The following is a 23910-nucleotide window of genomic DNA, read 5'->3' as shown; positions in this document are numbered from 1 at the left end:
GACTACCGCCCATCCCCATAAATTTTGGATCCCATGGACAGCATGGACCGTTTTGGCGAATCCCCATTTTGAATACGCGTCATATTTGCTCCATGTCGTCCATCCTGAAGAATGGACATGGCATTGTTCTCCCCCTGAAACAGAAGATCATCTTCATCCTGCCTGTCCTGAAGCCTGTTCGCATCCTGCAACAGTTTCTTGGAACCGGACATGGCCAGGTTCGCACCTCCCCAGTTCGCAGTGTGTCTGGATCGGGTGGATTCCCTGTTCCGCCGGAGTACCTGTGCCTCTTTTTTGCCTTGCTGCCGGGTTTCCCAGGCTTGCCGTTTGGCTTCTGTTTCCTTGAGTTTGGCGAATTCTTCATTGGGGTTGTTGGACGCGCTTGTGTCCATCATTCTCGTGACATCCTGAAAAGTATTCAGCCCGTTTTGAACCATATTCAATGTTTGCGCAGAGTTGGCTCCCATAACTTTTTCCTTTTTCTTGAATGGTTAATCCCGGTTATTCATTGACCACCAAGTATGGAACGATCAGCAGGACCGTCATTGGCAGGGGTTGATCCTGCACAATGGTCAGGACCCCGTCGCGATTCCATCCTTGGGGGAAATTGACGATTTTATCGCCGGTAAAGGCGTCGGGCGCATGGCCCATGCGAACAGCGGCCGTGCGGAAATACACCGGCTCAAGATGGGTCTCATCCGGACCGATTCGGCCCCCCAACGTGTTGTAGAATCTGGCTGCGACCTTGGTGATTCGTTTCTTTTTGGCCTGAGCTGTCCCGCGTTGACTACCTGCTTCGATGCGCATGGGCTGTACCTTGGAGACATAAGGCAATCCGGCATGAATCTTCGAGGCAGGTCGGTCCAGGGCAATGGACCCGTCTGAGGCGACTGTCTTCTCACTCAACACGGAACCATCTGCGAGGACGGAAACCGTCCGACCGACAAGATGATTCAGCCCGTGCATGATGGATGTCGGCTCGCCGTCATAGGTCACGCCGCTGTCGACGAAAAAACCGTTTTCAATGCGGCCATCGAAATCGCCTTCAAGGATTTCGATGAAGCGACGTTCCTGTCCCTGAACGACTCGACGGACAACAGCCCAGAGCTGATCCCGTTTTTCCGTATCACTATAGACCGAAGTGATCCCTTCCACGACCCCGTCAGTGATGAACCGCGACCACGCCGCGACTTCCTGATCCGGGACATAGGTCAGGGCCACGACCACTCCGTCCTTGCGAACTCCGTACACAATGGAGTCAGGCTCCTGAACATAGGCCATCTGGGTCAGTCCGCTTGAGGTGATATGCTCGGACAAGATGGTCAAATCCTTGGAGACATACGCATCGGACTCATACCGATAGGCCATCTCGCGGATTTTTTTCCCGGCTCGTTGGATGTACAAGGTGGCGAATCCCACCGGTTCGGGCCGTGTGGGCGACGCCCCGCTGGTCCCTTCATGGTTGGCCTTGACGTTCTCGGATGTCATGGGCTGGCTCATGCCGCCGCCGAGTGTCCACTCGCCCCCCGCCGTACCGATCCACAAGAGATTTCGGGAAACAACGAATTCGATGCCACAGCCCTGATGTCCGGCAAGGGTGACTTCAATAGCATCATCATCAAGCGGTTTTTCCCCGGCCGGGGCCTCGGTCCGGTCGCCGACTTCAAAACATTCCCAGTAATCACTTTGGAGCGTTCCCGAAGTGTCCCAGATGGATTCAAGCTGATTTTTTGCGGGTTTGTCCTTGAAGGTCAGGGTCAGCTTGGCGCCGGACGCCACATAATTCTTGGTACCCTTGTATCGGTAATATCGAGTCGAACCGTCGCTGTGCTGACCTTTCAATCCATCCTTGGCCTCAAACCCGTCTCCGTCGAGCAGGATCACCGTGTCACCGGCTTTTCCATCCCGAATTCCATCGGAATTTGAATCCTCGATCTCCCGGTTCCGCCAGCCTTCAAACGGCACTTCACTGGTTTTCAATCGAAAATCTTCAATTTCTCCCACCCGAGACAGCCACAAGGTGTCCGGTTTGTCCGGCGTTGCGGCCAATACGAGCCGCTGTTGATAAAATCCGACCACCGACGGGTAGTTGTCTGTCGTCCAGGCCTTTGGCTGACCGAGAAATTTCATGGCTTCAAGGGTCCAGTCGCCGTCCTCTTTGCGTTTCAGGGTGCGCGGTGGATGTTTGGAATGAACAATAATCAGCATCCCGCCGGATTGCGCATATCGAAGTCTGTCAAACTCCTCGGCCTTGTAGGGGCTGTCCATTTCGAATTCGTTCAATCGCGATTTCGTGGAGAAAATGCGCAGACGCCCCTGGCCGGACGCATTTTCGCCAAATTCAAGGACAAAGGCCTGCGTGCCATTTATTTCAAATGGTACGAGTAGGACCGGATTTTCAGAATTCATGACCTCGGTGACAAACCGGAATCCGGACCGTCGCGTTGTCCCGCCATGCGGATGGACCTGAAAGTTTTCGAGAATTCGGCATCCATTGAAGTATTTTGAAAGATCGACACGGCCATTCAGACGAGGACTGATTTCGCCTGCCGTAAAATTTGTCACTACTGGTGTTGAGAGACTCATGACTCGTTGGCTCCTTTGTTATCGGGGCATTCCCCGGACATGCGACAGAGCATAGCCCCGGTTTTCACGCCGGAGCGTGATCGGGTACTCACAGGAGCTGAGAGGTATAAAAAAACAGCTTGACGGGCTGTACGTTCGACACATCTTCTCTTTCAAAAAAAAGAAAGAAAGTTAATTTAATATATACAGATAGTTAGGAATGAATGAATTGCCGAAAATGGGTGTTGAAAAAGGGGGAATGTCAACCAATGTCATGCAATGGCATATCAAAATGCAGGGGATCACACCGTCGGGAAAAACGACGGTGTCTTTGAAGAGTGCGTTGTCGTCAATTTCAAAAAAAACCGTGCTCCAACACGAGTGTCGGAACACGGTTCTCATGGTGAGATACGTAAAAATTTCGGCTAGTTCACTGCTGCCTGAGTTGGCTTTTCTTTTTCGTCTTTTTCGCGATTCAGCCGAATGACCTGTGTCGTGAACGAGGTCTCGCCTGGCATACAGGCTGGACAGCCTTCGGACAGAATCACACACCGTTCATCCAGGGTCGAGACATCGATTCCCGCCAGGTTCAACAAGTGTGTCGTCATGCCAGCCTGCCAGAGCACCGGCTGTCCGCATCGATGACACTCCACATATATCATTTCCGGATCAAATTTTCTTGTCATACGAATAAAATAAGCCCCGCCATAGGGAATGGCAAGAGGTGGACACATATAATCATTCGGCGCATTATTTCCGGCGACCTCTTCTCTGCATCACACTTGATAGAAAGGGGGCATTGGGACTATATTTCGCACAAACGCTCACAAGGACACACTGTGAAAACGCATTACCTTATTATTGGCGCTGGTCCCACCGGACTGGGGGCGGCACATCGACTTTCGGAATTGGGGACAGATGATTTCTTGATACTGGAACGCAATGACCATCCTGGTGGTCTGTCAGCCAGTTTTACGGATGATTCAGGGTTTACCTGGGACATCGGCGGTCATGTTCTTTTTTCTCATTATGAGTATTTTGACACACTCGTGGATTCGGTGCTCGGCAACGAACGGCTGGAGCATGAACGTGAATCCTGGGTCCGCTCACAGAATCGTTGGGTGCCATATCCTTTCCAGAACAATATCCGCTATCTTTCCAAAGAGGCACAATGGGAATGTGTCAAGGGACTGCTGCCCGGCATCAGAAAAACCGCCTCGCCACAAAATTTTGCCCAGTGGATCGACTCGATTTTCGGGAAGGGCATAGCCCGGCATTTCATGGCCCCATATAATTTCAAGGTCTGGGCCACTCCGTCGGAACGGATGGATTTTCGATGGATCGGAGAACGGGTGTCTGTGGTGGATTTGAAAAAGGTGCTCAAAAGCATCATTCTTGAACAGGATGACGTGGCCTGGGGACCGAACAACACCTTCAAATTCCCGCTCAAGGGCGGCACGGGAACGATCTTTCGCCGCCTGGCCGAGCCGCTAAACGCCCGTATCCAATACGGCCAGTCCGTGGTGGCGATTGATCCGAAAAACAAGAAGGTCACGACCTCCGCCGGTCTTGAGATTTCATATGAAGTCCTGCTCAACACCGCGCCGCTGGATCTGTTGGCCAGCCAATGGCTCGCGGAATCGTCGTCAGCCATGGTTGATGCGGCCGAGTCCTTGACCCACAATTCGGTATATGTGGCCGGGGTCGGGCTGGATATTGCAGCCGATGCCGAAAAGAATTCTCGGTGTTGGATGTATTTTCCGGATTCGAACGCGCCTTTCTACAGGGTAACGAATTTTCATACCTATTCGCCTTACAATGTCCCTCGGCCCGGTCAGCAGCTCGGGTTCATGTGTGAGACCTCCTTTTCCAAATACAAGCCGGAAAACCTGCATGAACTGATGGACCTCACGATAGAGGGTCTGATAAACACATCCATGATGGACGCGGCCAGGAAGGACGACATCCTGACCACATGGGAAATCGCCGTAGACTATGGCTACCCCGTGCCCTGCCTGGAGCGCGACAAGGCTCTTGGCATACTCCAACCGATATTGGAATCCATGGAAATCTATTCCAGAGGCCGTTTTGGTGGCTGGAAATATGAAGTCGCCAACATGGACCACTCGGTTATGCAGGGTGTGGAATGGGCAGAACGTATGGTCCTCGGTACACCTGAAAAGATCTACACATTGGATGAGACATCATGAATACAGCAGTTTATGAAAGACGACGCCTCGCGTTGAAAGAAGAACTCAAGGCCCGCAACCTCCCGGCTCTGCTCGTCTCGCACGCCGCCAACCGGTATTATCTGTCCGGTTTCGAACTCCACGACCCACAGTGCAACGAATCCGCTGGCTGGCTCGTGATTACCGCAGATGGCGATGATTTTCTTTTTACTGATCCCCGATACTTGGACGCGGCCCGACAGGTTTGGAACGAAGATGCCATTTGCATTTATGCGGCTCGCAAACATTCGGAAGTGTGCGCGTTTCTCAAGGCGAAAGGCATTACCACCATGGGATTCGAGCCCAAGGCCTTGCATCTTTTCGATTTCGACAGCCTCAATTCCATGCTCACATTGATCGTCACGGAAAATGTGGTTGAGAGCCTTCGGTTGTTCAAGGATGACGAGGAAATTCGCCGTATGGAAGAAGCCATGCGCTTGAATCACGAACTTTTCAAATACATCGAAGGACAGCTCATTCCCGGCAAGACCGAAAAGGAGATTGCCTGGGAAGTCGAAAAATTCTTCCGCGAACAGGGTGCCGAGGAACTGGCCTTTTCAACGATCGTTGGCGTGGGACCGAATGCCGCCAAACCGCATTGCATTCCCGGAGAGACCCTGATTCGTGAAAATGACATGGTGCTTATCGACACCGGGTGCCGGTATCTGGATTACAATTCGGATCAGACCCGCACATTCTGGGTGGGAGACACCCCCAGTGATCGATTCAAGAAGACCATGGATCTGGTGCGTGAAGCACAGCAGGCGGCCATCGACATCATTCGTCCCGGTTTGCCGTTTGTCGAAGCCTACAAGGAGTCATACGCGGTTTTCCAGAAAGCGGGCGTTGAATCCCTGTTTACCCACGGCCTTGGCCATGGTGTTGGTCTGGAAACACACGAACCGCCGAGTCTTTCTCGTGGTGCCCAGGGTGTGCTCGACACCGGCATGGTCGTCACGGTTGAACCCGGTCTGTACGAAGCCTCTTGGGGCGGTATCCGGTGGGAGTATGAAATACTCGTTACCGAAGACGGATGCCGAGTTCTCTAATTCCTATTGGTCCACGACACAGGCCCTGTCATCCGATGGATGGCAGGGCCTTTTCATGAGAACCACCTATAAAACAAAAAATTTCACGCCCAAAGCCACTCCCAGCCAGACACCGGACCCGATAATCCCGATAACGGCACACCGTGCCAAGGGTTCGGAAAGCCAGCGTTTCTGAAGAATCAACCCGATGAAAATGAGATGGAGTGGGACAGGGACAGCCAACAACAGTGCGTATACCTGATGCTCGGCCACGATGATGCTGTTCGGAAAATATCGTGCAGCCAAAACGCCCTCGGAGGCATCAAGGCATATCAACCCCAACAGACAGAGACCGACGATGGTGATGGTGGTGCAGATATTGCGGACAATGCCTTTGAAAACGGACGAGTTTGACATGGTCTGTATCCTGCCCCAAACAGTCTTTGATCGCAACCGATCGCACGGACTTGACCAGACGCATCGGCTCTGTCATCGTTTTGTCTGACCCAATGAAAACAGGCGGGGGACCATGTGCAGGAACGTTCGGCACAATGGTTTTGAAAACCCGCGTTCTCTCTGCAAAAAATTCAAGGGAAAGATGATGGAATCCAAATCTGCCACAGCATCCGAAGTTGTCATGACACACCTGGTCCTGCCGCAAGACGCCAATCCCGCAGGCAATCTGCACGGTGGAGTCATCCTCAAACATATCGATACCGCTGGCGGCGTGGTCGCCAAGAAACATTCACGGACCAACACGGTCACTGTCTCCATCGACCGGATGGCCTTCAAACAGCCTGCCTACATGGGTGAACTGCTGACCTTCAAGGCCAGTCTCAATTATGTGGGCCGGTCCAGTATGGAAATCGGTGTTCGAGTCGAGGCCGAAGATCTCACCACCGGCGAAGTGCGGCACACCAATTCCGCGTACCTCACCTATGTCGCGCTGGATGAAAACGGCAAACCCACGCCGGTCCCGCCGCTCACGCTTGAAAACGATACCGTCAAGCGTCGGTACAAGGAAGCCGAACTTCGGCGAGAACTTCGCAAGAAGGAGCTGGAACTGGAAGCTGGAGAAAAAATCTGTCTTGAAAAATGATTCGAGCCACACCCGTGGCATTTTGAAATCAGAGTGACGAATCCTCTATGAGGAGCCGGGTGATCAGGCCAAAAAAGCCCTTGTCCGGGCCAATGAAACGCCATCCGAGCTGCGTCATGCACCCGGCGCAGACCACCACTTGCCATGCAAAGCCGGGGAACCAGGTGAATTCCTCGGTTCGGGGACCGGTCGGCAGTATGTTTTTTGCCGAAGCAAAACAGCTCAACTCGAAAATATCTCCAGTGGGATTGAAAAAGACGTGGCGATGACTGCCATTGATCGTCATGCCCAGATCATGGCGCGTGATAGGCGTGCGGCATTGTCTGCATATGAGCCGGGTCCGTTTTTCAACAGGGTCGCTGGCTGACTGCCGCTTCACCATCGGCTCATTCGTCGAAGCATGTGACGGCGATTCCGGCTCGTTGCGCAAGGCGACCACAGGGGACAAAAGCCGTGTCTGGTGTATCATTATGAAAGGCTCCTGCCTCCCTATACGATAGCGTGCGTAAAAAATGAAGCCTTCGAAAGAAGTGGTTTGAACGTTTGATTGGACTCTGGCACATATCGAGGCATGGCGTTTTTTTTGGACGATATGCGTTGAATAAATGCCTTTTCCCGGAGAAAAATGTGTCGAAAAAATAGGGAATCTTTTTTGAGGGAAAAGGAGAAGGCAAAATCTAATAAAATACTCTATTTCCCATGGTTAAAGGATTTAATAGTCCGCTATGCAGTTGGAATAGTATACGCATAGCACGCTATCAAGCGAAGATGTGGCGAAGCAGTGTGCCAGCGATGCCCCACATGGTCAGGCAGACCAGTGAGTCGAGGATACGCCATGTCCTTTCACGTTTGAAAAGCGGGGCGAGGGCCTGTCCGCCGAGGCTGAGTGCAAAGAACCAGAGCAGTGAAGCCGTGACCGCCCCCATGCCGAAAACATATCGATCCGGGGGAATGAACTGGCCGCTGACCGATCCCAAAAGGACCACGGTATCCAGATAGGCGTGTGGGTTGAGCAGGGTCACGGCCAGCGTCAACATGAGCGTTTTTCGCAGCCCGGTTTTTTCCTGTGACCGTGCGTGCAACGAGCCTCCCTGAAAGGCGGAACGCAGGGCGAGACATCCATACCAGATCAGAAAAGCCGCTCCCCCAAGGGCCGCGACAGTGGCAAATGTCGGGTTGGAGGCCACCATTGTTCCGATACCGGTCACGCCAAGCGTAATCAGCACGGCATCACACAGCGTACACAACGCGGCTACGGCCAAGTGATGATTTTTGCGCACGCTCTGCGTCAAGACAAACGCGTTTTGCGCTCCAATGGCGACAATCAGTCCACCGCCCATGCCAAGTCCCTGAACAAATGGTGTCATATGTGGATGCCTTTCTTTTCATCTCCCGTTTTCCATCTTCGGATGGGAGTGGTGATTCCTGTCTGCACGAAGATGTACGGGATAAAACACCTTCATGTAAAACTCATTGTTTTCATCGAGCATTAAAAATGCTAATAATTGAACATGCTGGATTACAAATTGGTCGAAGCTTTTGCCCTGGTCGTACGTCTGGGGGGATTTGAAAAAGCGGCGCAGGCGTTGCACCTCACACAAGGGGCTGTTTCCCAACGGGTCAAATTGTTGGAAGAACAGTCGGGATGTGTGTTGTTGGTGCGTTCTTCGCCGCCACGTCCCACGTCGGTCGGTCGGGAGGTGCTCAAACATTATCGGCAAGTCAAACGGTTGGAAGAGGACCTCGGGACCGGCATGGGACATGAGACCGCCGGATTCACGACATTGCCCATAGGAATCAACGCGGATTCTTTGGCGACGTGGTTTCTTCCTGCCCTTGAAACATATCTCGCCACAGAGCCTGTCCTGCTTGATCTCAGTGTGGATGATCAGGCTGAAACCTTGCGTTTATTACGAGATGGCGAGGTGTTGGGCTGTATCAGTGACCGATCCACGCCCATGCAGGGATGTCGGGTGGAGTATCTTGGGGACATGTCCTATCAATTGTATTGCACCCGGGCGTACAAGGAAAAATGGTTTCCGCAGGGTGTCGAGCCTGAAGCCGTGCGAAAAGCGCCCATTGTCATTTTCAGTCGCAAGGATGCCATGCACGGCGAATTGCTCTTTCAGGCATTGGGCGAACGGCCCGATCAGTACAAGGCCTTTTATCTGCCATCTTCGGAAAAATTCGGATCAATGATCGCTTCCGGCAAGGTCTGTGGGCTGTTGCCAGAGCAGCAAGCCGCTGAATTCGTCGAACGCGATGAATTGATCGTTCTTTTACCTGAACAGGTTTTGACGGTACGGCTGCACTGGCATTGCTGGAATTTGGCCTCCAGGCGACTTCTCGAATTCACCGACGCACTTGTCGCCGGAGCGCGGGCCGCTCTTGACCAGACGCCCTGATGTTGCCGCTCTGTCGTGTTTGTTGTATCCCATCCATGAAAATCATGACTATTTTTTGCAAGGAGTTCCCATGAAGCGGTGTGCGATTTTTCTGTCTCTTTTGTTGCTCTTTTCTTTCTCAGGCTGTCAAAAAGCGTATTATTCCACTATGGAATCCGTCGGGTATGACAAACGCGAAATCATGACCGATCGGGTCGAAGATGCGCGTGAATCGCAAGAAGAGGCCAAGGAACAATTTGCCTCTGCCCTGGAACAGTTCAAGTCGGCTGTCGCTTTTGACGGCGGTGAGCTGGAAAAGATATACGAGAAATTGGATGACGAATATGAAGACAGCGAAGACAAGGCCGAAGACGTGCGGAAGCACATAGACAAGGTCGAAGATGTCGCCGAAGCGCTCTTCGAGGAATGGGCCGAAGAGATCACCGAATATTCCAGTTCCAAACTTCGCGTGGCCAGCCAAAAGAAATTGACCGCCACAAAAAATCGATACAACGAATTGATTCGGGCCATGCGCAAGGCCGAAAAGAAAATGTATCCGGTTTTAGCCGCCTTCAAGGATCAAGTGCTTTATCTCAAGCATAATCTCAATGCCCAAGCCATTGCTGCCCTCGAAGGAGAACTTTCGACAATCAACTCGGACGTTGAAGCCCTTATCAAGGAAATGGATAAATCCATCGCAGAAGCAGATTCGTTTATTCAATCGCTGGAATAATCACCCTTTTGGGGATCGCTTCCGACTGCGCCTCGCCGGGGTGGCATGGAATGCCTCTGGACTCCCTTCCAGAACTTTTTATCGCGCCTTCGGCGAGGTTCCACGACATCCATTAAGTGGGATTGAAGAATGAAAAGAAAAAAGAGGGAAGAAAGTTTTGTAAAAAAAATGCAATTTTAAACAATGTTTTTTTCAAGAACCGACGAACTCATGCTGCCGACAGCATCGAGCGAAGCGAGCGATAAAAAGTTTCGGAGAGTCCAGAGACCCCTTTTCAAAGGGGTCTTTGGTCGCCGAAGGCATTCCAGAATCTGCATTTCCCACAAAATGACACGAACTCACGCTGCCGACAGCCTTCGCGAAGCGACCCAAAAAGTTTAGGAGAGTCCAGAGAACCCTTTTCAAAGGGTTCTCTGGCAGGTCCAGGACAGCGTCCTGGTCCCGCTGAAAACGACCGCCGGTAGGCTCCCCGCTGGTAGGCTCTCTGCTAAAATTTTAGCGTCAAACCGGAGCCGACTTCTCTGAGCGGGCATTTTTGCGCCATGGCGATTTTGGCCGCAAGATCGGTACAATGACAAGCGTAGAGATCGTCGAGATCGAGGCTGGCCAGATATTCGACGGTTGGATCGAGTCGTTCGGGCTGGGCATTTTGCAGGTGAAAACCACCCAAAATGGACCGGACTTTGTCCACACCAGTGACTCGTTTTGCCTGCTCGACAATATTGCAGATACCGACATGAGAACAACCGGAAATAACGACCAACCCGGAATCGGTAACACAGGCGAGGGCGGTGTCGTCGGGCATATCGTCGGGCACTGGCCCGTCGTGTTCCAAACGTTCGCCTAACGGGGTCGGTGGTTCGAAATCCATAACCCGCTCGATTTCGCCGAGGGTAACGAGCTTGTCGGTCAACCAGAGCGGCTTGTCGGTCAGCACCAATTCGAATTGGTGAGAGAGTTTTTCTTCGGCCAATAACATACCGATTTCCGGCAAGTTTTTTTGGCGTTTGGAAATAAAGGCCTGCGGGTGTGCGACAAGTTGTGGACGGGTGTGATCCAATTTGTTCACAGCGGCTTCATAGTAATGACGGATCAAATGATCCAAACCCCAGGTGTGGTCGAGATGCCCATGCGACAAGGCCAACCAGTCCAAATGAAGCAGATCGATCCCCTTGTGCAGGGCATTCACCATGAACGCATTGGAATATCCAGCATCAAAAAGAATGTTCTTGCCACCTTCACGAATGTAGATGGACAGGGCGGGTTCCGCCAGAAATTGGGTACCGATAAACGAATTATTATCAACGAGAAAAGTCAGTTCCATCAGGAGCCTCCATAAGTATTTCACTGGAATCAGTTGCGCAAACAGTTTAGACTCACCTCATGAGTTTCCGCAACCTCCTCTTCACACTTTCCCTGGTCGGCATACTCGCTGTATTCTCCGGTCAGGCTCTGGCTCAAGATGTCCAATTCCTTCATATCATTGATGGAGATTCATTAGTTGTCGTGGCAAAAGGGGATTCGGTGACGATCCGACTCCTTGGCGTGGACGCCCCGGAACGAGGTCAGGAATACGGTAAAAAGGCCACGATCTTTTCCCTCAAATTCTGCTATGGCAAACAGATCAGATTGGAATTCGACCGACGTCGAAAAGACCGCTACGGAAGGACACTTGCCTATGTCTATGCTGATGGGGCACTGCTCAATACGGCATTGATTCAGGCGGGATTGGCTCTGGCGACTCCGGTCAAACCAAATACCAAGTACGCTTCGTTGTTCAAGAAAACCGAAGAGAATGCCAAAAAGGAAAAACAGGGATTCTGGCGATGTGGCGGCTTGAAAAAAACACCGGCACAATGGCGAAAAAAGCACCGATACTCATCAAAAAAATGGATTAAAAAAACGGACGCCCTTTTTCCATAAATGAAAAAGGGCGTTCGATTATTTATACTGCCTTGCAAAAACTAGAGACGGGCGGCGTCTCGTTCGACAGCTTCCTTGAACCCTTCGCGGGCTTCCAAAATCTTCTCGGTCAAACTGTCATCGTGCAGAGCCAAAATCTGCGCGGCCAACCAAGCGGCGTTCTTGGCTCCAACCTTATCCAGTGCAAGGGTTCCCACCGGGAATCCCGGGGGCATCTGCACTGTGGCGAGCATGGCATCCATCCCGCCAAACGGGGAACCTGCCAGCGGCACGCCAAGCACGGGCCTGGTGGTCTTGGCGGCAACGGCTCCGGCCAGGTGCGCGGCAAGACCTGCGGCACAGATGAATACCTGGGCACCGTCAGCCTCATACTGCTCGACCAGCCGGGCGGTCCGCTCCGGTGTCCGGTGCGCGGACGAAACGGTAAATACATGGTCAATGCCCAATTCCTTCAACAGATCGGAACATGGACGCATCTTGTCTTCATCAGAAATAGATCCCATGAAAATAACTACTTTCGGCATCGCTTTCTCCTTTTGCCTCCATCGGTTGCAGGAAAGGGAACACGCCATTCAAAACGACATTTCCTCTTTCCCACACACCGTATTCGGTCCTATTTCAACCGCTTCAAGCCCTTGTCCGCAATGTCTCGACGATAAAAACTCGTGTCGAAATGGACTTTGTCCACGGCCTCATAGGCTCTTTTTCGAGCAGCAGCCAGGTCGTCGCCAAGTGCGGTGACACACAAAACGCGTCCGCCAGAAGTGACGATCTTGTCACCGTCAACACGGGTTCCAGCCTGGAAGACCTTGACCCCATCCATGGCGTCCGCATCGTCAAGCCCCGTCACCTCCATCCCCTTGGGATAGGAACCGGGATAGCCTTCTGCAGCAATGACCACACCACACGCGGTCTGCGGGGTGGATGTCACTTCGATCTGGTCCAACTTGCCATCGATACACGCGAACATGACAGTCAACAGATCGGTCTCCAGACGCATGAGCAACGGCTGGCATTCGGGATCACCAAATCGAACATTGTATTCAAGCACGCTGGGACCGTTTTCGGTGTACATTAATCCGGCGTATAACACGCCCTTGAACGGCTCACCCTTGGCGGCCAGATGGCGCAAAATGGGTTTGATGCACAGTTCTGCGGTCTCTTCATATTTGTCCTTGGGCAGAATCGGCGCAGGGGAATACGCTCCCATGCCGCCGGTATTCGGACCGGTATCGCCTTCATAAGCGGCCTTGTGATCCTGACAGGAAGGGAGCATGGCGTAATTGGTGCCATCGCAAAAGCAGAGGAAAGAGGCTTCCTCGCCCTGAAGCGTCTCTTCGATGACCACTCGATCACCAGCAGAGCCAAACGCCTTTTTGACCATCATTTCTTCAATGGCTTCAATGGCTTCTTCTTCAGTCGTTGCCACGACCACGCCCTTACCGGCGGCCAGACCATCAGCCTTGACCACGATCGGTGCGCCCCGCTCCTTGATAAAGGCCACGGCGTCTTCATATATATCAAACACTCGGAAGGCCGCTGTCGGCACACCAGCATCGGCCATGACGTTCTTGGAAAAAGCCTTTGACCCTTCCAGATTTGCAGCAAAGGCATTGGGACCGAAACACGGAATTCCTTCCTGCCTGAGCGCGTTTTCCAGACCGAGCACCAGCGGCATTTCCGGACCGGCCACGACCAGATCCACTTCGCGATCCTTGGCCAGCGCGATCAGGGCCGGAATATCGTCATCCTTGATATCGATATTTTCACCAATCTGCGCTGTTCCACCATTACCGGGAGCGCACAGAATGGATTCCACTTTCGGACTCTGGGCAAGCTTCCAACATAGGGCGTGCTCACGCCCACCGGAACCGACAATCAATATTTTCATGAGTAGTTCCCCTTCTCTCTGTTTTCGGGATGTACACGGTGTAAGGAAATTCACCGATTTTATCAAGCAAGTGATACCGGACTCCACGGAGAAAAGCAGAAAAAATCATCCCCGCTCAACCCCATGAAAAAACCCCGGCCAGAAAAATCTGGACCGGGGTCTGAAACATCAGGGGGAAAAATCTAGTCAACTCTGGTGTATGCCTTGGGAGCCGCACCACAGATGGGACATTTTTCAGTCGGTTCGCCATTCATGGTATGCCCACACACGGAACAGATATGAAAATCGGCTTCCGCAAAGGTGTCATCATCGGCTTCCAATGCCTGCGTGTACAATTCGGCGTGGATTTTCTCGGCTTCGTTGGCAAATCCGAAATACCGCAGCGTCGCGTTTTCGCCCTCGGCCTTGGCATCTTCCATCATCTCGGGATACATGGATTTGAATTCAAAGGTCTCACCTTCAATGGCGGCCTTCAGGTTCTCTTCGGTGGACCCGATGCCCTTCATCAAGCGCAGGTGCGCATGAGCATGAATGGTCTCGGCCGCTGCCGCTGCCCGAAACAATTTCGCAACTCCGGGCTTGCCTTCCTTGTCCGCCTTTTCGGCAAACGCCAGATATTTCCGGTTGGCCTGGGACTCGCCTGCGAACGCTTCTTTCAAATTTTCCAAAGTCTTGCTCATTGTCTTCTCCTGTCTCGATTGGTTGCAGTACCAGTATTTGTACTGTGAATAGGCATAAATGGGAATTAATCAGTAATGATTCCCATTTAAAAAATCAAGCACTATTTACAGGTCAGATACAATATCCTGCGAATTTTGACCAATCAAAGACCATATATTGGAAATGAGACTGGATGCGTGTTTGTTGGTAAAAAAAAGAACGGCCTCTGTCTGGGAGGAAAGGATGAATATCCCAGACAAAGGCAGCTCAAACCCGCTTATTATGGGGGAACGATGTTCCCAAGAAAATCACAGGATTCATGGGTGAACCCCTCAACTGATTTCCATGTATGAAGATTTACGAGAACATGCGCTGGCAATCCAATTGTTTTGATCGATCAAGTTGTTCGGCTTTTCTGATGACAAAACCACTGTTCATCGGTATGAATAATCAACTCGACATGAAATGGGGGGGGGCAAGGCATGGAACTCTATCAACTAAAAACATTTGTTGTTGTCGCCACCGAAGAACATCTGACCAGAGCATCTGTTCGGCTACACACGAGCCAGCCCACAGTGAGCGCACATATCAAGGCATTGGAAGAAGAACTGGAGACCCGGTTGTTCATTCGAACGCCCAAGGGAATGCGATTGACCGAGGCAGGGGAGCGGCTCAAGAACAAGGCGGAACACGTGCTCAAGGCTGCCCGCGAGCTGGTTCTTGAAGCTCGAAACATGGGTGACGAGTTGGTGGGGGATGTGTCCATCGGTCTGAATACGGATGCGGAATTCTTGCGTATCGTGCCGTTGCTCAACTCTCTAGGTGATGAACATCCCAGACTGACCATTCAGATACAACAGCGGGCCAGTGCCCAGATACAGGATGCCATTCTGGCTGGGAGGCTTGATTGCGGTTTCATTTTCGGCGAGCCGCGTCACACGGACATTCAATCAATCATGTTGCAAAAGACCCGCTTCTATGTGGCTGTCCCGGATAAATGGAAAGATCGCATTTCCGGCGGTATCGAAGCGTTGGCCGATCTGCCGTGGATCATGGACCCCAGCGACAATCCGCTACAAAAACTCACGGCCCCGTTTTTTCAGGCCCGGCACACCCAGCTTCCACCACAATTGGAAGTGGACGGTGACGAGGTCATTCGTGTGCTGGTCGCTGCCGGAAAGGGCGTCGCCTTTCTCCGAAAAAGGGAAATCGAAGCCGCCAGCCGCATCGGTCAACCGGTTCATGCCATGGCGTTTGACGAACTGTTCATCGATGCCCGATTCGTCTACCTGAAACGACGCGATCAAGACCCGGTCATGCAAGCGGTCATCCACCATGTCACCTCGGTATGGGACACGGTCTAGTCCTCCAGCCCCCATTCCTTGCGCACGATGTCGATCAGCATGACCATGGACGGATCCTCGGCCTGGCTTTTGCGATACACAAAATTCATCTCCAGCGAATGACGTCCCAACAAGGGACACTCTGCCCCCTTGTTCAATGCCAGAAGCGTGTCCGCCTCATCATCCCGCATCACGCCCAACGCCTTGCCTTCGACCACCAATGGCCGCATGAGTTCTTCCGAATTCACGCTGATGATCTGAGCCGGAATAATGCCATATTTATTGAAAAGCTGAACCTGTAATTCTCTAAGCGGACTGTTGCTCGTCGCAACCACCCACGTATATGCAGACAATTCCTCCGGCCCGGCCTTGGCCAAATCCTGTTCCATATGTGCCGCACCCATGACACAATACAACGGATCAGCCAATTTGATACTCGTGAGATCTCCATACGGGTTCCCAGAAAAAACAAAACCGGCGTCCATATTACGTGCCCGAATCTCATTAAGCACGGTCCCTGAAGGCGACATGGCCAATTTCAAATTCAACCGAGGAAACCGTTCACCAATCTGATTGAGCAGGCCGCTGACCTTGAGATACTTCGGATCGGCACACAAACCCAACGTCATCTGTCCCGTCACCGCACCACCCAATGTCACGGCCCGGGCCTCCAACGTGTTCGCCGCAGCAAGCACCTCAATGGCATCATGCACCAATTCCTCACCGGCATGGGTCAACTCAACTCCACGTGCCACCCGGTCAAATAACCGGACGCCAAGCTCGTCTTCCAAGGCCTTGATATGCGCACTCACCGCTGGCTGGGAGGCATGAACCCGCTTTCCCGCACGAGTAAAATTCCCTTCCTCTGCCACGGCAACAAACGTTTTAAGCTGATATAATTCCATCTTTTTCGATTCCTTCAAAAGTACAGAGAGCTATCAGGTTTGCTTATATATAGTCTCACGCATTGTTATTGGACCACTCGATCCCTTTTTGGCTACGTATACGTGAGATAATTCCATGAATTTCAAGGGTAGATCAAGGAGTACGCCATGTTCCGTGAAGAAAAAACCAATGGCCTCGTGTACATGTTTACACCCGAAGATTGCGATACAACATATTGTATGCCCAGACGTCTCAAAGTGACGAAAACGTTTCTCTGGGTCGGTATTGCCTTTCTCATGAGCATCGGAATCAGTCAACTGGTCTGATCACCCAAATCACTATTTCTCGCAGCCAAAGGATCGATTTTCTCCAAAACCGATCCGACTGCGAACTGAGTTCATCGCCTGCCTCCACACGGTGTGTGCAACAATGCCACGCTGGTTCTTTCTCTCCAGAAAAATCAGCAAAGCCATGATGCTTGACTGCCAAAAGCAGTCTCTCCGCCACCTGAATCGAGCACTTCTCCCCAGTGCCGGATGGCAGGACGATGGATTCTCTCCCCCCTTTTCATCCCTCTCTATCACACTTTCAACGACACCAGCCCTACCGGCGGTCGCTTTCAGCGGGACCAGGACGCTGTCCTGGACCTGCCAGAGAACCCTTTGAAAAGGGTTCTCTGGACTCTCCTAAACTTTTTGTCGCTCGCTTCGCTCGAAGCTGTCGGTTCTTGAAAAAAACATTGTTTAAAATTGCATTTTTTTTACAAAACTTTCTTCCCTCTTTTTCCTTTTCATTCTTCAATCCCACTTAATGGATGTCGTGGAACCTCGCCGAAGGCGCGATAAAAAGTTCTGGAAGGGAGTCCAGAGGGGAACCTCTTCCAAGAGGTTCCCCTCTGGCCGCCGGAGGCATCCCACATTCCACATGACAGCCGTGTCATCACGCTGACGTACACACCTGCCGAAGGCACACAAAAAGTTTAGGAAAAAAGAGGAGATGGGGGTCTGGGGGAAGAGGAGAGAAAAAGCCCTTTTCAAAGGGTTTGTCTCTCCTTTTCCCCCAGCCGCCGGAGGCAACTCTTCGAAAAAAGTTATTCATGTGGTCCGAGCATATTTTGTGGAACGACGATTTTTTCGAAGTCGTGTTCGGTGATACCCATTTGGAGCGCGGTTTCTTTGAGTGTTTGGCCGGTTGTGTGGGCGTGGTGCGCGATGGCGGCGGCCTTGTCGTAGCCGAGCGTTGGGGTGAGGGCGGTGACGAGCATGAGTGATTGATTCAAATGGGCCTTGATGCGGTTCTCGTCGGGCTTCAAGCCGGTGAGGAGATGGTTTCTAAAACTGTGCATCCCGTGCGTCAGGAGTCGAATGGATTGGAGCAGATTGCGAATGATGAGAGGCTTGTAGGCATTCATTTGAAGTGCGCCACTGGTCCCGCCGAGCGTGACGGCGGTGTCGTTGGCCATGACTTGCAGGGCGATCATGGTCAGGGCCTCGCATTGGGTGGGATTCACCTTGCCGGGCATGATGGAAGACCCTGGTTCGTTGGCGGGGAGGATCAGTTCTGCAATACCCGCTCGGGGTCCACAGGCCAATATTCGGATGTCGTTGGCGATTTTGTTGAGGGCAACGGCCAGAGTTTTGAGCGTGGCGGAGAATTGGACCAGGGCGTCGTGACTTCCTTGAAGGGCAAACGTGTTGCTGGCCGGAATGAACGGTTGGCCCGTCAGCTCGGCAATTTGACCGATCGCGTCTTCGGCGAATCCGGCGTGGGTGTTCAGACCGGTTCCGACAGCCGTGCCGCCAAGGGGAAGCGCATAGACTTCATTCAGTGCCGAATCGACCCTGTAGAGCGACTCCTTCAACATGGTTTCAAATCCTGAGAATTCGTGTCCCAAGGTCAACGGGGTCGCATCCTGCATGTGGGTTCGGCCAATCTTGATGATGTCTTTCCAGAGGGTGACCTTGGCGGAAAATGCGTCTTTCAAGAGCCGAATCGATGGAATGAGCTTTGAATAACTTTCAATGACGACAGACATATGCATGGCTGACGGAAAGTTATCGTTTGTCGATTGGCTTTTGTTGACGTGATCGTTTGGATGCACAGGGGTAGCGGACCCGAGCGGATGGTGTGTCAGCTGTGAACATCGGTTGGCGATGACCTCGTTGACGTTCATGTTGTACTGGGTTCCTGACCCTGAAATCCAGACCGGAAGCGGGAACATATCGTGATGCTGTCCGGCGATGATTTCGTCACAGACGCGAACGATGAGTGCAGTCTTTTGGGCGTCGAGATGGCCTTGTGCCTGATTGGCGAGGGCACAAGCTTTTTTGAGAATGGCATAGGGAACGATCAGCTCTGATGGCATCCGTTCCTTGTCGAATTGAAATAAGGTAAGGGCTCGTTGCGTCTGTGCGCCCCACAAGGCCGCTGCCGGAACATTGATGTCGCCGAGACTGTCCGTTTCGATTCGGTATTGTGTCATGATCCCTCCCAGACATTTTTCCATGACTCTATATGATGTTCAGCGTTGTCTCAACGGGTGAGGTGTTTTTGTCGGCTACGAGGCGAGTGGGTTTTTTCAGGATGGGATGTCGGCGAGCACGAAGTCGGTGCCGTCCATGGAAATGGAACCGTGGTCAACCATCTTCTTGAGCGTGCGGGACAAGGCTTCTGGCGTGATGCCGATGATCTTGGCCAGTTCCCGGTGTGAGATATCCAGAGAAACCAGACCGTTGGTGTGGTGAGTTTCAAAGTAGGCCATGAGCCGTGAGGGTATCTGCTTGAGCGAGAGGGAATCGATCATGTCCATGGCTTCCTTGAGCCGTCTGGACATGACGCGCATCATGGCAAGGAGGATGGACGGATCTTCGCGGACCATGGCGTCGAATTCCTTCGGGGGAATGAAGAGGACGGTACTTTTTTCCAATGCCGCGAGATTGGCAGGGAGTCGTCCATCGGAAAAAGCCGAACAGAGACAGAATGGTTCTCCAGGGCCAAAGAGGAAAATGGTCTGTTCCTTGCCGTCTTCGGATATTTTGAAAAGCTTGACCAGTCCGGATAGCAGAACATGAAGTCCGTGGGCTGCATTGTCTTCGCTGAAAAACAGAGAGCGTTTGGGGAATTCCATGATTTCCGCGTGGGAGGCCAGCCGATCGAGCTGGTGCTCCTGAAGTTGGGAAAATATGGGGAAATTCCGAATGGCGTTCTTGAGAGTGGGTATCTGCATGAAGAAATCCTGAAAAAAGTGTGTTGTGTTGATCGAGATCAATGGCTGACCGCTGTTGAATGGATAGGGTGAAGGCACATCAGAACAAAACACTGTAAGGAGGTTCTCATGAGTACCCAAGTTCATTGCCCGTATTGCAACGCAGGCCAGGAAACCACCGATCATGGAGATTATCGTCCCTTTTATGTCAATTGTGCCGAATGTGCCAGCCGCTTTATCGTGGAACCGGTCCGCAGTGGTGTGGTGGTGTATCGCGATGGCGAGGCTCCGTGTTGTTCCGATCCGGAATGCCGAGAAACGGAAATGGGCGATTCCGGACAGGATTGATCGTTTAAACGAGGATAGTGCATGTTTGGAATCCTTCAAAAAATAACGAAAAATCTGGTCGTCGCCATCCCTGTGATGATGACGGCCGGGTTTCTGTATGGATTGTTTGCCGACGCGCGCTGGCTTACAGCCCTGATCGTCCCGTTCACTTTTCTCATGGTGTACCCCATGATGGTCACGCTCAAGATCAAAAAGGTCTTTGAGGGGGGCGATGGCAAAGCTCAAATACTGACACAGCTCTTGAATTTCGGGGTGGTCCCTTTTTTGGCGTATGGCATTGGTCTCCTTTTTTTCAAAGACGCTCCCTCCCTGGCCCTCGGACTGCTTTTGGTCGGATTGGTCCCGACCAGTGGAATGACCATTTCCTGGACCGGGTTTGCCAAGGGAAACATGTCTGCCGCCATCAAGATGACCGTTATCGGGCTGGTGTGTGGCTCGTTGGCAACCCCTGTGTATGTGCAGGCACTCATGGGAGAAACACTGTCCATAGAGATTCTGGCCGTTTTCAAACAGATTGTGCTGATCGTATTTTTGCCCATGTTTTTGGGATTTGTGACCCAACGGGCCTTGGTCAAACGATATGGGCAGACTGTTTTTCAAAAAAAGGTGGGACCAAAGTTCCCTCCGATTTCCACCCTTGGTGTTCTTGGGATCGTGTTTGTGGCTCTGGCTCTCAAAGCACGCACCATTGTCTCGGCCCCGGAAGTCTTGTTCGATATACTCGTACCGCTTATTTTGATCTATTCGGTGAATTTTGTATTGAGTACTGTTATAGGTAAGTTCTTTTTGTCACGAGATGACGCTATCGCCCTGGTCTATGGGTCGGTCATGCGCAACCTGTCCATTGCCCTTGCCATCGCCCTGAATGCATTTGGCCAAAAAGGCTCGGATGCCGCTCTGGTCCTGGCTTTGGCCTATGTCATACAGGTGCAGTCCGCCGCCTGGTACGTGCGGTTTACCTCACGGATTTTCGGGTTTCCCCAGGCCGTGGTCGAAAACATGGTTTCTCCCCCTCTTAAGGGATAGAATGTGGATATAATACCCCGTTTTCATACAAATAGTACCAAATGACCGTAAAAATAATTCGATTCATGGACATTCTTCGTGAAAACATGCACATATAGGTAAACGAGTATCTTTTGGGGCTCGTGAGACCGTTGGGAAATGGCGGGAGAGAGTAACAGGAGGTTATCCATGATTACTCGGAATCGGCGACTGCTGTTGATGGCCCTGGCAGTGTTGCTTGTGGTGGTGCATGTTGGAGTTGGGTGGGCCGCAGTGGATCATGAGAATGCTCCTGGCAGAAAGTTGGCTATTCAGGCGACCAAGGCAAAACCGCTGACACAGACGATCACGGCGGATCACAGTCAGTTTGCGCAATTGCGATTTGACTCGGAAGCCCAGAAGACCATGCAACCTGAAGCGGTGACCAAGGCGTGTCTCGGATGTCACAACCTGGCCGCGTTGCAGTTTCATGAAACAATCCACTGGACATGGCGCGACAAGGATGAGGCCGGCAATCCTGCCAAATTCGGAAAAGGGGGCATTTCCGTCAACAATTTCTGAATTAACACGGCAAGCAACGAGGCTCGTTGCACATCATGTCATGCCGGGTATGGTTGGAAGGACATCCATTTTGATTTCTCGTCACAGGAAAAAGTTGACTGTCTCGTGTGTCATGAACGCACGGGAACGTACAAGAAGTTTCCGGCTGGCGCTGGCTACCCTGCGAAATATGTCGCGGACCCGCTGCATCCAGGTGAACAGAAAGGGGTGGTGTTCAAATCAAATGGGAAAACCTATTTTGCCCCAGATTGGTCGTTGGTGGCTCAGTCTGTTGGGCGACCGACACGGAAAAATTGTGGCACCTGCCATTTCTTCGGCGGTGGGGCAGATGCCGTTAAACATGGAGATCTGGATTCATCATTGGTGAATCCAGACAAGACACTCGACGTTCATATGGGCACAAGGGGATCCGGGGGGCAGGATTTTGCGTGTACCCGATGTCACACCACGCGTAATCACCATATTGCCGGGCGAATTTATGAAAAACCGGCTGCCGTTGAGCGCAAGAGTCTGCTTCAGGATGACCTTGGAGACAAGATCATGTGTGAATCTTGCCATGGCGATCAGCCACACATGAGCGGGGGTATGTATTCCAAACTCAATGACCACACCGACAGGGTGGCCTGTCAGGCGTGTCACATTCCTGAATTCGCCCGTGCGCAGTCCACCAAGATGTGGTGGGATTGGTCCAGAGCCGGTCGGCTGGTCGGTGGCAAGTCCAAGGTCATCGGACCTGCGGGAAAACCCATTTTTCTCAAGAAAAAAGGGGAATTTGTTTGGGAAAAGGACGTGGTTCCAGAATATTATTGGTTTGATGGAACAATGGATCATGTCACGACCGAAGACGCCATTGATCCTTCGGGAGCGGTGTGGTTGAATCGGCCCAAAGGCGATTTGAACGACCCGGATTCTCGAATCATGCCGTTCAAGGTCCATCGGGCCATCTCACCCTATGACAAGATCAACAAGACCATGGTGATTCCGCATCTCTATCCTTTTGATAAGACGGACAAGACTGCCTATTGGAAAGGGTTTGACTGGGAGAAAGCCATTGAGGTCGGCATGAAATACGCGGGGCAGCAGTACAGCGGCGAATTCGGGTTTGTTGAAACAGCGTATGCCTTCCCCACCACGCATATGGTCGCGCCTCGGGAACACGCGCTCAAATGTATGCAGTGTCATGCCCCTGATGGTCGGCTTGCAACCCTTTCAGGGGTGTATCTGCCGGGTCGGGACACGACACGAATTGTGGATTCCATGGGATGGTTTGGCGTTGGTATCGCATTGTTTGCGGTCGTGGTTCATGGCGTCATGCGCTTTACTTCAGGGCTCAAAAGGAAAGAGAGGTAAGCCATGCATCAAAAATCCATGAAAAAAATATATCTGTATTCCAAGTTCGAACGGTTTTGGCATTGGTTTCAGGCTGTCACGATCATTCTGCTTTTGTTAACAGGATTTGAAATCCACGGCTCCTTTGAGTTGTTGGGGTTCATGGGGGCGGTCGACCTGCACAATACCGTGGGGCTGTTGTGGCTTGGCATGTTCTTTTTCTTTGTTTTCTGGATGTTTGTCACGCACGAATACAAACAGTATATCCCGACCACCAAAAAGCTTTTCGAAGTGGTACGATATTACAGTTCCGGCATATTCAAAGGAGAAGATCATCCCGTTCACAAGTCCCTGAGTGCCAAACACAACCCCATGCAACGGTTGACCTATCTTGGCCTGACCGCCATTTTGTTGCCGTTCCAGATGGTGACTGGCTTTCTGTATTGGGGATATAATAATTGGGCTGACTGGGGCTTGAGTTTCCTTTCTCTTCGGGTGGTGGCTGTGTTGCACCTGATCGGGGGCTTTGCCCTTCTCATCTTCCTGATCATTCATGTCTATATGACGACCACGGGGCATTCAGTGACCGCACATGTGGCGGCCATGTTTTCCGGCTGGGAAGAAGTGCCTGAAGACTTTGAAGTGGAAGAGTGGGAAAAAAAATCCTCATAAATTGAGATATCAAGAACAGGTCCCGACATGTGCCGGGACCTGTTTTTTTTG

General features: G+C 52.0%; 25 protein-coding genes. 12 read left to right on the top strand and 13 right to left on the bottom strand.

Annotation, left to right across the window (positions count from 1 at the left end; all coding sequences use genetic code 11):
- Nucleotides 1-2: 2 nt before the first annotated feature.
- The 3 genes from GO013_RS02215 to GO013_RS02205 all read right to left on the bottom strand — a co-directional run bounded on the left by GO013_RS02215 (nt 3) and on the right by GO013_RS02205 (nt 3251).
- Nucleotides 3-467, bottom strand: a complete 465-nt coding sequence (locus tag GO013_RS02215; protein ID WP_163808411.1) for a hypothetical protein — start codon at nt 465-467, stop codon at nt 3-5.
- Between the two features lie 34 nt (nt 468-501).
- Entirely contained in the window at nt 502-2586 is a 2085-nt protein-coding gene (locus tag GO013_RS02210; RefSeq protein WP_163808410.1) for a hypothetical protein, read from the bottom strand.
- 404 nt (nt 2587-2990) lie between these two features.
- The gene (locus GO013_RS02205) at nt 2991-3251 is read right to left on the bottom strand and encodes a hypothetical protein (protein ID WP_163808409.1); all 261 of its coding nucleotides are present in this window, start codon (nt 3249-3251) and stop codon (nt 2991-2993) included.
- Nucleotides 3252-3404: 153 nt separating this feature from the next.
- Here GO013_RS02205 and GO013_RS02200 point away from each other — a divergent pair, with 153 nt between their 5' ends.
- Both GO013_RS02200 and GO013_RS02195 read left to right on the top strand, forming a co-directional pair.
- A complete protein-coding gene (locus GO013_RS02200; protein WP_163808408.1) occupies nt 3405-4775 on the top strand; it encodes an FAD-dependent oxidoreductase in 1371 nt (456 codons plus the stop codon).
- Nucleotides 4772-5842: a Xaa-Pro peptidase family protein gene (locus GO013_RS02195; protein WP_163808407.1), complete on the top strand. Its 1071-nt coding sequence runs from the start codon at nt 4772-4774 to the stop codon at nt 5840-5842. Before GO013_RS02200 ends, GO013_RS02195 begins: the two co-directional genes overlap by 4 nt.
- Before the next feature lie 66 nt (nt 5843-5908).
- Here GO013_RS02195 and GO013_RS02190 read toward each other — a convergent pair whose 3' ends face one another.
- Nucleotides 5909-6238, bottom strand: a complete 330-nt coding sequence (locus GO013_RS02190; protein WP_163808406.1) for a hypothetical protein — start codon at nt 6236-6238, stop codon at nt 5909-5911.
- A 184-nt stretch (nt 6239-6422) separates the two neighbouring features.
- Here GO013_RS02190 and GO013_RS02185 point away from each other — a divergent pair, with 184 nt between their 5' ends.
- Nucleotides 6423-6920, top strand: coding sequence for an acyl-CoA thioesterase (locus GO013_RS02185; RefSeq protein WP_163808443.1), 498 nt, complete (start codon nt 6423-6425; stop codon nt 6918-6920).
- 28 nt (nt 6921-6948) lie between these two features.
- Here GO013_RS02185 and GO013_RS02180 read toward each other — a convergent pair whose 3' ends face one another.
- Nucleotides 6949-7389, bottom strand: coding sequence for a cereblon family protein (locus GO013_RS02180; protein WP_163808405.1), 441 nt, complete (start codon nt 7387-7389; stop codon nt 6949-6951).
- Between the two features lie 289 nt (nt 7390-7678).
- Nucleotides 7679-8287, bottom strand: coding sequence for a LysE/ArgO family amino acid transporter (locus GO013_RS02175; RefSeq protein WP_163808404.1), 609 nt, complete (start codon nt 8285-8287; stop codon nt 7679-7681).
- 144 nt (nt 8288-8431) lie between these two features.
- Between GO013_RS02175 and GO013_RS02170 the strand changes: the two genes are divergently transcribed.
- Nucleotides 8432-9325 carry a LysR family transcriptional regulator ArgP gene (locus GO013_RS02170; protein ID WP_163808403.1) on the top strand — a complete coding sequence of 298 codons (894 nt, stop codon included), beginning with the start codon at nt 8432-8434 and terminating at the stop codon, nt 9323-9325.
- Between the two features lie 70 nt (nt 9326-9395).
- A complete protein-coding gene (locus GO013_RS02165; protein ID WP_163808402.1) occupies nt 9396-10037 on the top strand; it encodes a DUF2959 domain-containing protein in 642 nt (213 codons plus the stop codon).
- 487 nt (nt 10038-10524) lie between these two features.
- Here GO013_RS02165 and GO013_RS02160 read toward each other — a convergent pair whose 3' ends face one another.
- Nucleotides 10525-11361 (bottom strand): MBL fold metallo-hydrolase, encoded by an 837-nt coding sequence (locus GO013_RS02160; protein WP_163808401.1) that lies wholly within the window; start codon nt 11359-11361, stop codon nt 10525-10527.
- Between the two features lie 59 nt (nt 11362-11420).
- Between GO013_RS02160 and GO013_RS02155 the strand changes: the two genes are divergently transcribed.
- Entirely contained in the window at nt 11421-11960 is a 540-nt protein-coding gene (locus GO013_RS02155; RefSeq protein ID WP_163808400.1) for a thermonuclease family protein, read from the top strand.
- Nucleotides 11961-12001: 41 nt separating this feature from the next.
- Here the strand turns inward: GO013_RS02155 and purE are convergent, their stop codons facing one another.
- The 3 genes from purE to GO013_RS02140 form a co-directional block, all read right to left on the bottom strand.
- Complete coding sequence (purE, locus tag GO013_RS02150; RefSeq protein WP_163808399.1) at nt 12002-12484, bottom strand: 5-(carboxyamino)imidazole ribonucleotide mutase; 483 nt, start codon at nt 12482-12484, stop codon at nt 12002-12004.
- Between the two features lie 89 nt (nt 12485-12573).
- Nucleotides 12574-13851: a phosphoribosylamine--glycine ligase gene (purD, locus tag GO013_RS02145; protein WP_163808398.1), complete on the bottom strand. Its 1278-nt coding sequence runs from the start codon at nt 13849-13851 to the stop codon at nt 12574-12576.
- Between the two features lie 182 nt (nt 13852-14033).
- Entirely contained in the window at nt 14034-14531 is a 498-nt protein-coding gene (locus tag GO013_RS02140; protein ID WP_163808397.1) for a rubrerythrin family protein, read from the bottom strand.
- Between the two features lie 462 nt (nt 14532-14993).
- On the opposite strand from GO013_RS02140, the gene GO013_RS02135 reads away from it, so the two are divergent.
- Complete coding sequence (locus GO013_RS02135) at nt 14994-15875, top strand: LysR family transcriptional regulator (protein ID WP_163808396.1); 882 nt, start codon at nt 14994-14996, stop codon at nt 15873-15875.
- Here the strand turns inward: GO013_RS02135 and GO013_RS02130 are convergent.
- Nucleotides 15872-16759, bottom strand: a complete 888-nt coding sequence (locus tag GO013_RS02130; RefSeq protein WP_163808395.1) for a LysR family transcriptional regulator — start codon at nt 16757-16759, stop codon at nt 15872-15874. The genes GO013_RS02135 and GO013_RS02130 overlap by 4 nt on opposite strands.
- Before the next feature lie 147 nt (nt 16760-16906).
- On the opposite strand from GO013_RS02130, the gene GO013_RS02125 reads away from it, so the two are divergent.
- Nucleotides 16907-17065, top strand: a complete 159-nt coding sequence (locus GO013_RS02125) for a hypothetical protein (protein ID WP_163808394.1) — start codon at nt 16907-16909, stop codon at nt 17063-17065.
- Nucleotides 17066-17829: 764 nt separating this feature from the next.
- On the opposite strand, the gene GO013_RS02120 is transcribed toward GO013_RS02125, so the two are convergent.
- Complete coding sequence (locus tag GO013_RS02120; RefSeq protein ID WP_163808393.1) at nt 17830-19221, bottom strand: class II fumarate hydratase; 1392 nt, start codon at nt 19219-19221, stop codon at nt 17830-17832.
- A 96-nt stretch (nt 19222-19317) separates the two neighbouring features.
- Nucleotides 19318-19965, bottom strand: coding sequence for a Crp/Fnr family transcriptional regulator (locus GO013_RS02115; protein WP_163808392.1), 648 nt, complete (start codon nt 19963-19965; stop codon nt 19318-19320).
- Between the two features lie 108 nt (nt 19966-20073).
- Here GO013_RS02115 and GO013_RS02110 point away from each other — a divergent pair, with 108 nt between their 5' ends.
- The 4 genes from GO013_RS02110 (at nt 20074) to GO013_RS02095 (ending at nt 23859) form a co-directional block, all read left to right on the top strand.
- Nucleotides 20074-20292, top strand: a complete 219-nt coding sequence (locus GO013_RS02110; RefSeq protein ID WP_163808391.1) for a hypothetical protein — start codon at nt 20074-20076, stop codon at nt 20290-20292.
- A 21-nt stretch (nt 20293-20313) separates the two neighbouring features.
- Nucleotides 20314-21318, top strand: a complete 1005-nt coding sequence (locus GO013_RS02105; protein ID WP_163808390.1) for a bile acid:sodium symporter — start codon at nt 20314-20316, stop codon at nt 21316-21318.
- Nucleotides 21319-21516: 198 nt separating this feature from the next.
- On the top strand, nt 21517-23208 hold the full coding sequence (locus GO013_RS02100; protein ID WP_275406312.1) for a tetrathionate reductase family octaheme c-type cytochrome: 1692 nt from the start codon (nt 21517-21519) through the stop codon (nt 23206-23208).
- 3 nt (nt 23209-23211) lie between these two features.
- Entirely contained in the window at nt 23212-23859 is a 648-nt protein-coding gene (locus GO013_RS02095) for a cytochrome b/b6 domain-containing protein (protein ID WP_163808388.1), read from the top strand.
- Nucleotides 23860-23910 lie beyond the last annotated feature (51 nt).

This window comes from Pseudodesulfovibrio sp. JC047 (assembly GCF_010468615.1).
Taxonomy (GTDB): domain Bacteria; phylum Desulfobacterota; class Desulfovibrionia; order Desulfovibrionales; family Desulfovibrionaceae; genus Pseudodesulfovibrio.
The sequence above is the reverse complement of the archived record's forward strand: the minus strand, read 5'-3'. Positions and strand labels throughout refer to the sequence as shown.

Coding starts and splice junctions, on each gene's coding strand:
- GO013_RS02105 (WP_163808390.1), top strand. CDS start 20,314: ATGTTTGGAATCCTTCAAAAAATAACGAAAAATCTGGTCGTCGCCATC.
- GO013_RS02190 (WP_163808406.1), bottom strand. CDS start 6,238: ATGTCAAACTCGTCCGTTTTCAAAGGCATTGTCCGCAATATCTGCACC.
- GO013_RS02140 (WP_163808397.1), bottom strand. CDS start 14,531: ATGAGCAAGACTTTGGAAAATTTGAAAGAAGCGTTCGCAGGCGAGTCC.
- GO013_RS02180 (WP_163808405.1), bottom strand. CDS start 7,389: ATGATACACCAGACACGGCTTTTGTCCCCTGTGGTCGCCTTGCGCAAC.
- GO013_RS02120 (WP_163808393.1), bottom strand. CDS start 19,221: ATGACACAATACCGAATCGAAACGGACAGTCTCGGCGACATCAATGTT.
- GO013_RS02135 (WP_163808396.1), top strand. CDS start 14,994: ATGGAACTCTATCAACTAAAAACATTTGTTGTTGTCGCCACCGAAGAA.
- GO013_RS02125 (WP_163808394.1), top strand. CDS start 16,907: ATGTTCCGTGAAGAAAAAACCAATGGCCTCGTGTACATGTTTACACCC.
- GO013_RS02115 (WP_163808392.1), bottom strand. CDS start 19,965: ATGCAGATACCCACTCTCAAGAACGCCATTCGGAATTTCCCCATATTT.
- GO013_RS02210 (WP_163808410.1), bottom strand. CDS start 2,586: ATGAGTCTCTCAACACCAGTAGTGACAAATTTTACGGCAGGCGAAATC.
- purE (WP_163808399.1), bottom strand. CDS start 12,484: ATGCCGAAAGTAGTTATTTTCATGGGATCTATTTCTGATGAAGACAAG.
- GO013_RS02160 (WP_163808401.1), bottom strand. CDS start 11,361: ATGGAACTGACTTTTCTCGTTGATAATAATTCGTTTATCGGTACCCAA.
- GO013_RS02095 (WP_163808388.1), top strand. CDS start 23,212: ATGCATCAAAAATCCATGAAAAAAATATATCTGTATTCCAAGTTCGAA.
- GO013_RS02175 (WP_163808404.1), bottom strand. CDS start 8,287: ATGACACCATTTGTTCAGGGACTTGGCATGGGCGGTGGACTGATTGTC.
- GO013_RS02170 (WP_163808403.1), top strand. CDS start 8,432: ATGCTGGATTACAAATTGGTCGAAGCTTTTGCCCTGGTCGTACGTCTG.
- GO013_RS02185 (WP_163808443.1), top strand. CDS start 6,423: ATGGAATCCAAATCTGCCACAGCATCCGAAGTTGTCATGACACACCTG.
- GO013_RS02155 (WP_163808400.1), top strand. CDS start 11,421: ATGAGTTTCCGCAACCTCCTCTTCACACTTTCCCTGGTCGGCATACTC.
- GO013_RS02205 (WP_163808409.1), bottom strand. CDS start 3,251: ATGACAAGAAAATTTGATCCGGAAATGATATATGTGGAGTGTCATCGA.
- GO013_RS02165 (WP_163808402.1), top strand. CDS start 9,396: ATGAAGCGGTGTGCGATTTTTCTGTCTCTTTTGTTGCTCTTTTCTTTC.
- GO013_RS02195 (WP_163808407.1), top strand. CDS start 4,772: ATGAATACAGCAGTTTATGAAAGACGACGCCTCGCGTTGAAAGAAGAA.
- GO013_RS02130 (WP_163808395.1), bottom strand. CDS start 16,759: ATGGAATTATATCAGCTTAAAACGTTTGTTGCCGTGGCAGAGGAAGGG.
- GO013_RS02110 (WP_163808391.1), top strand. CDS start 20,074: ATGAGTACCCAAGTTCATTGCCCGTATTGCAACGCAGGCCAGGAAACC.
- purD (WP_163808398.1), bottom strand. CDS start 13,851: ATGAAAATATTGATTGTCGGTTCCGGTGGGCGTGAGCACGCCCTATGT.
- GO013_RS02215 (WP_163808411.1), bottom strand. CDS start 467: ATGGGAGCCAACTCTGCGCAAACATTGAATATGGTTCAAAACGGGCTG.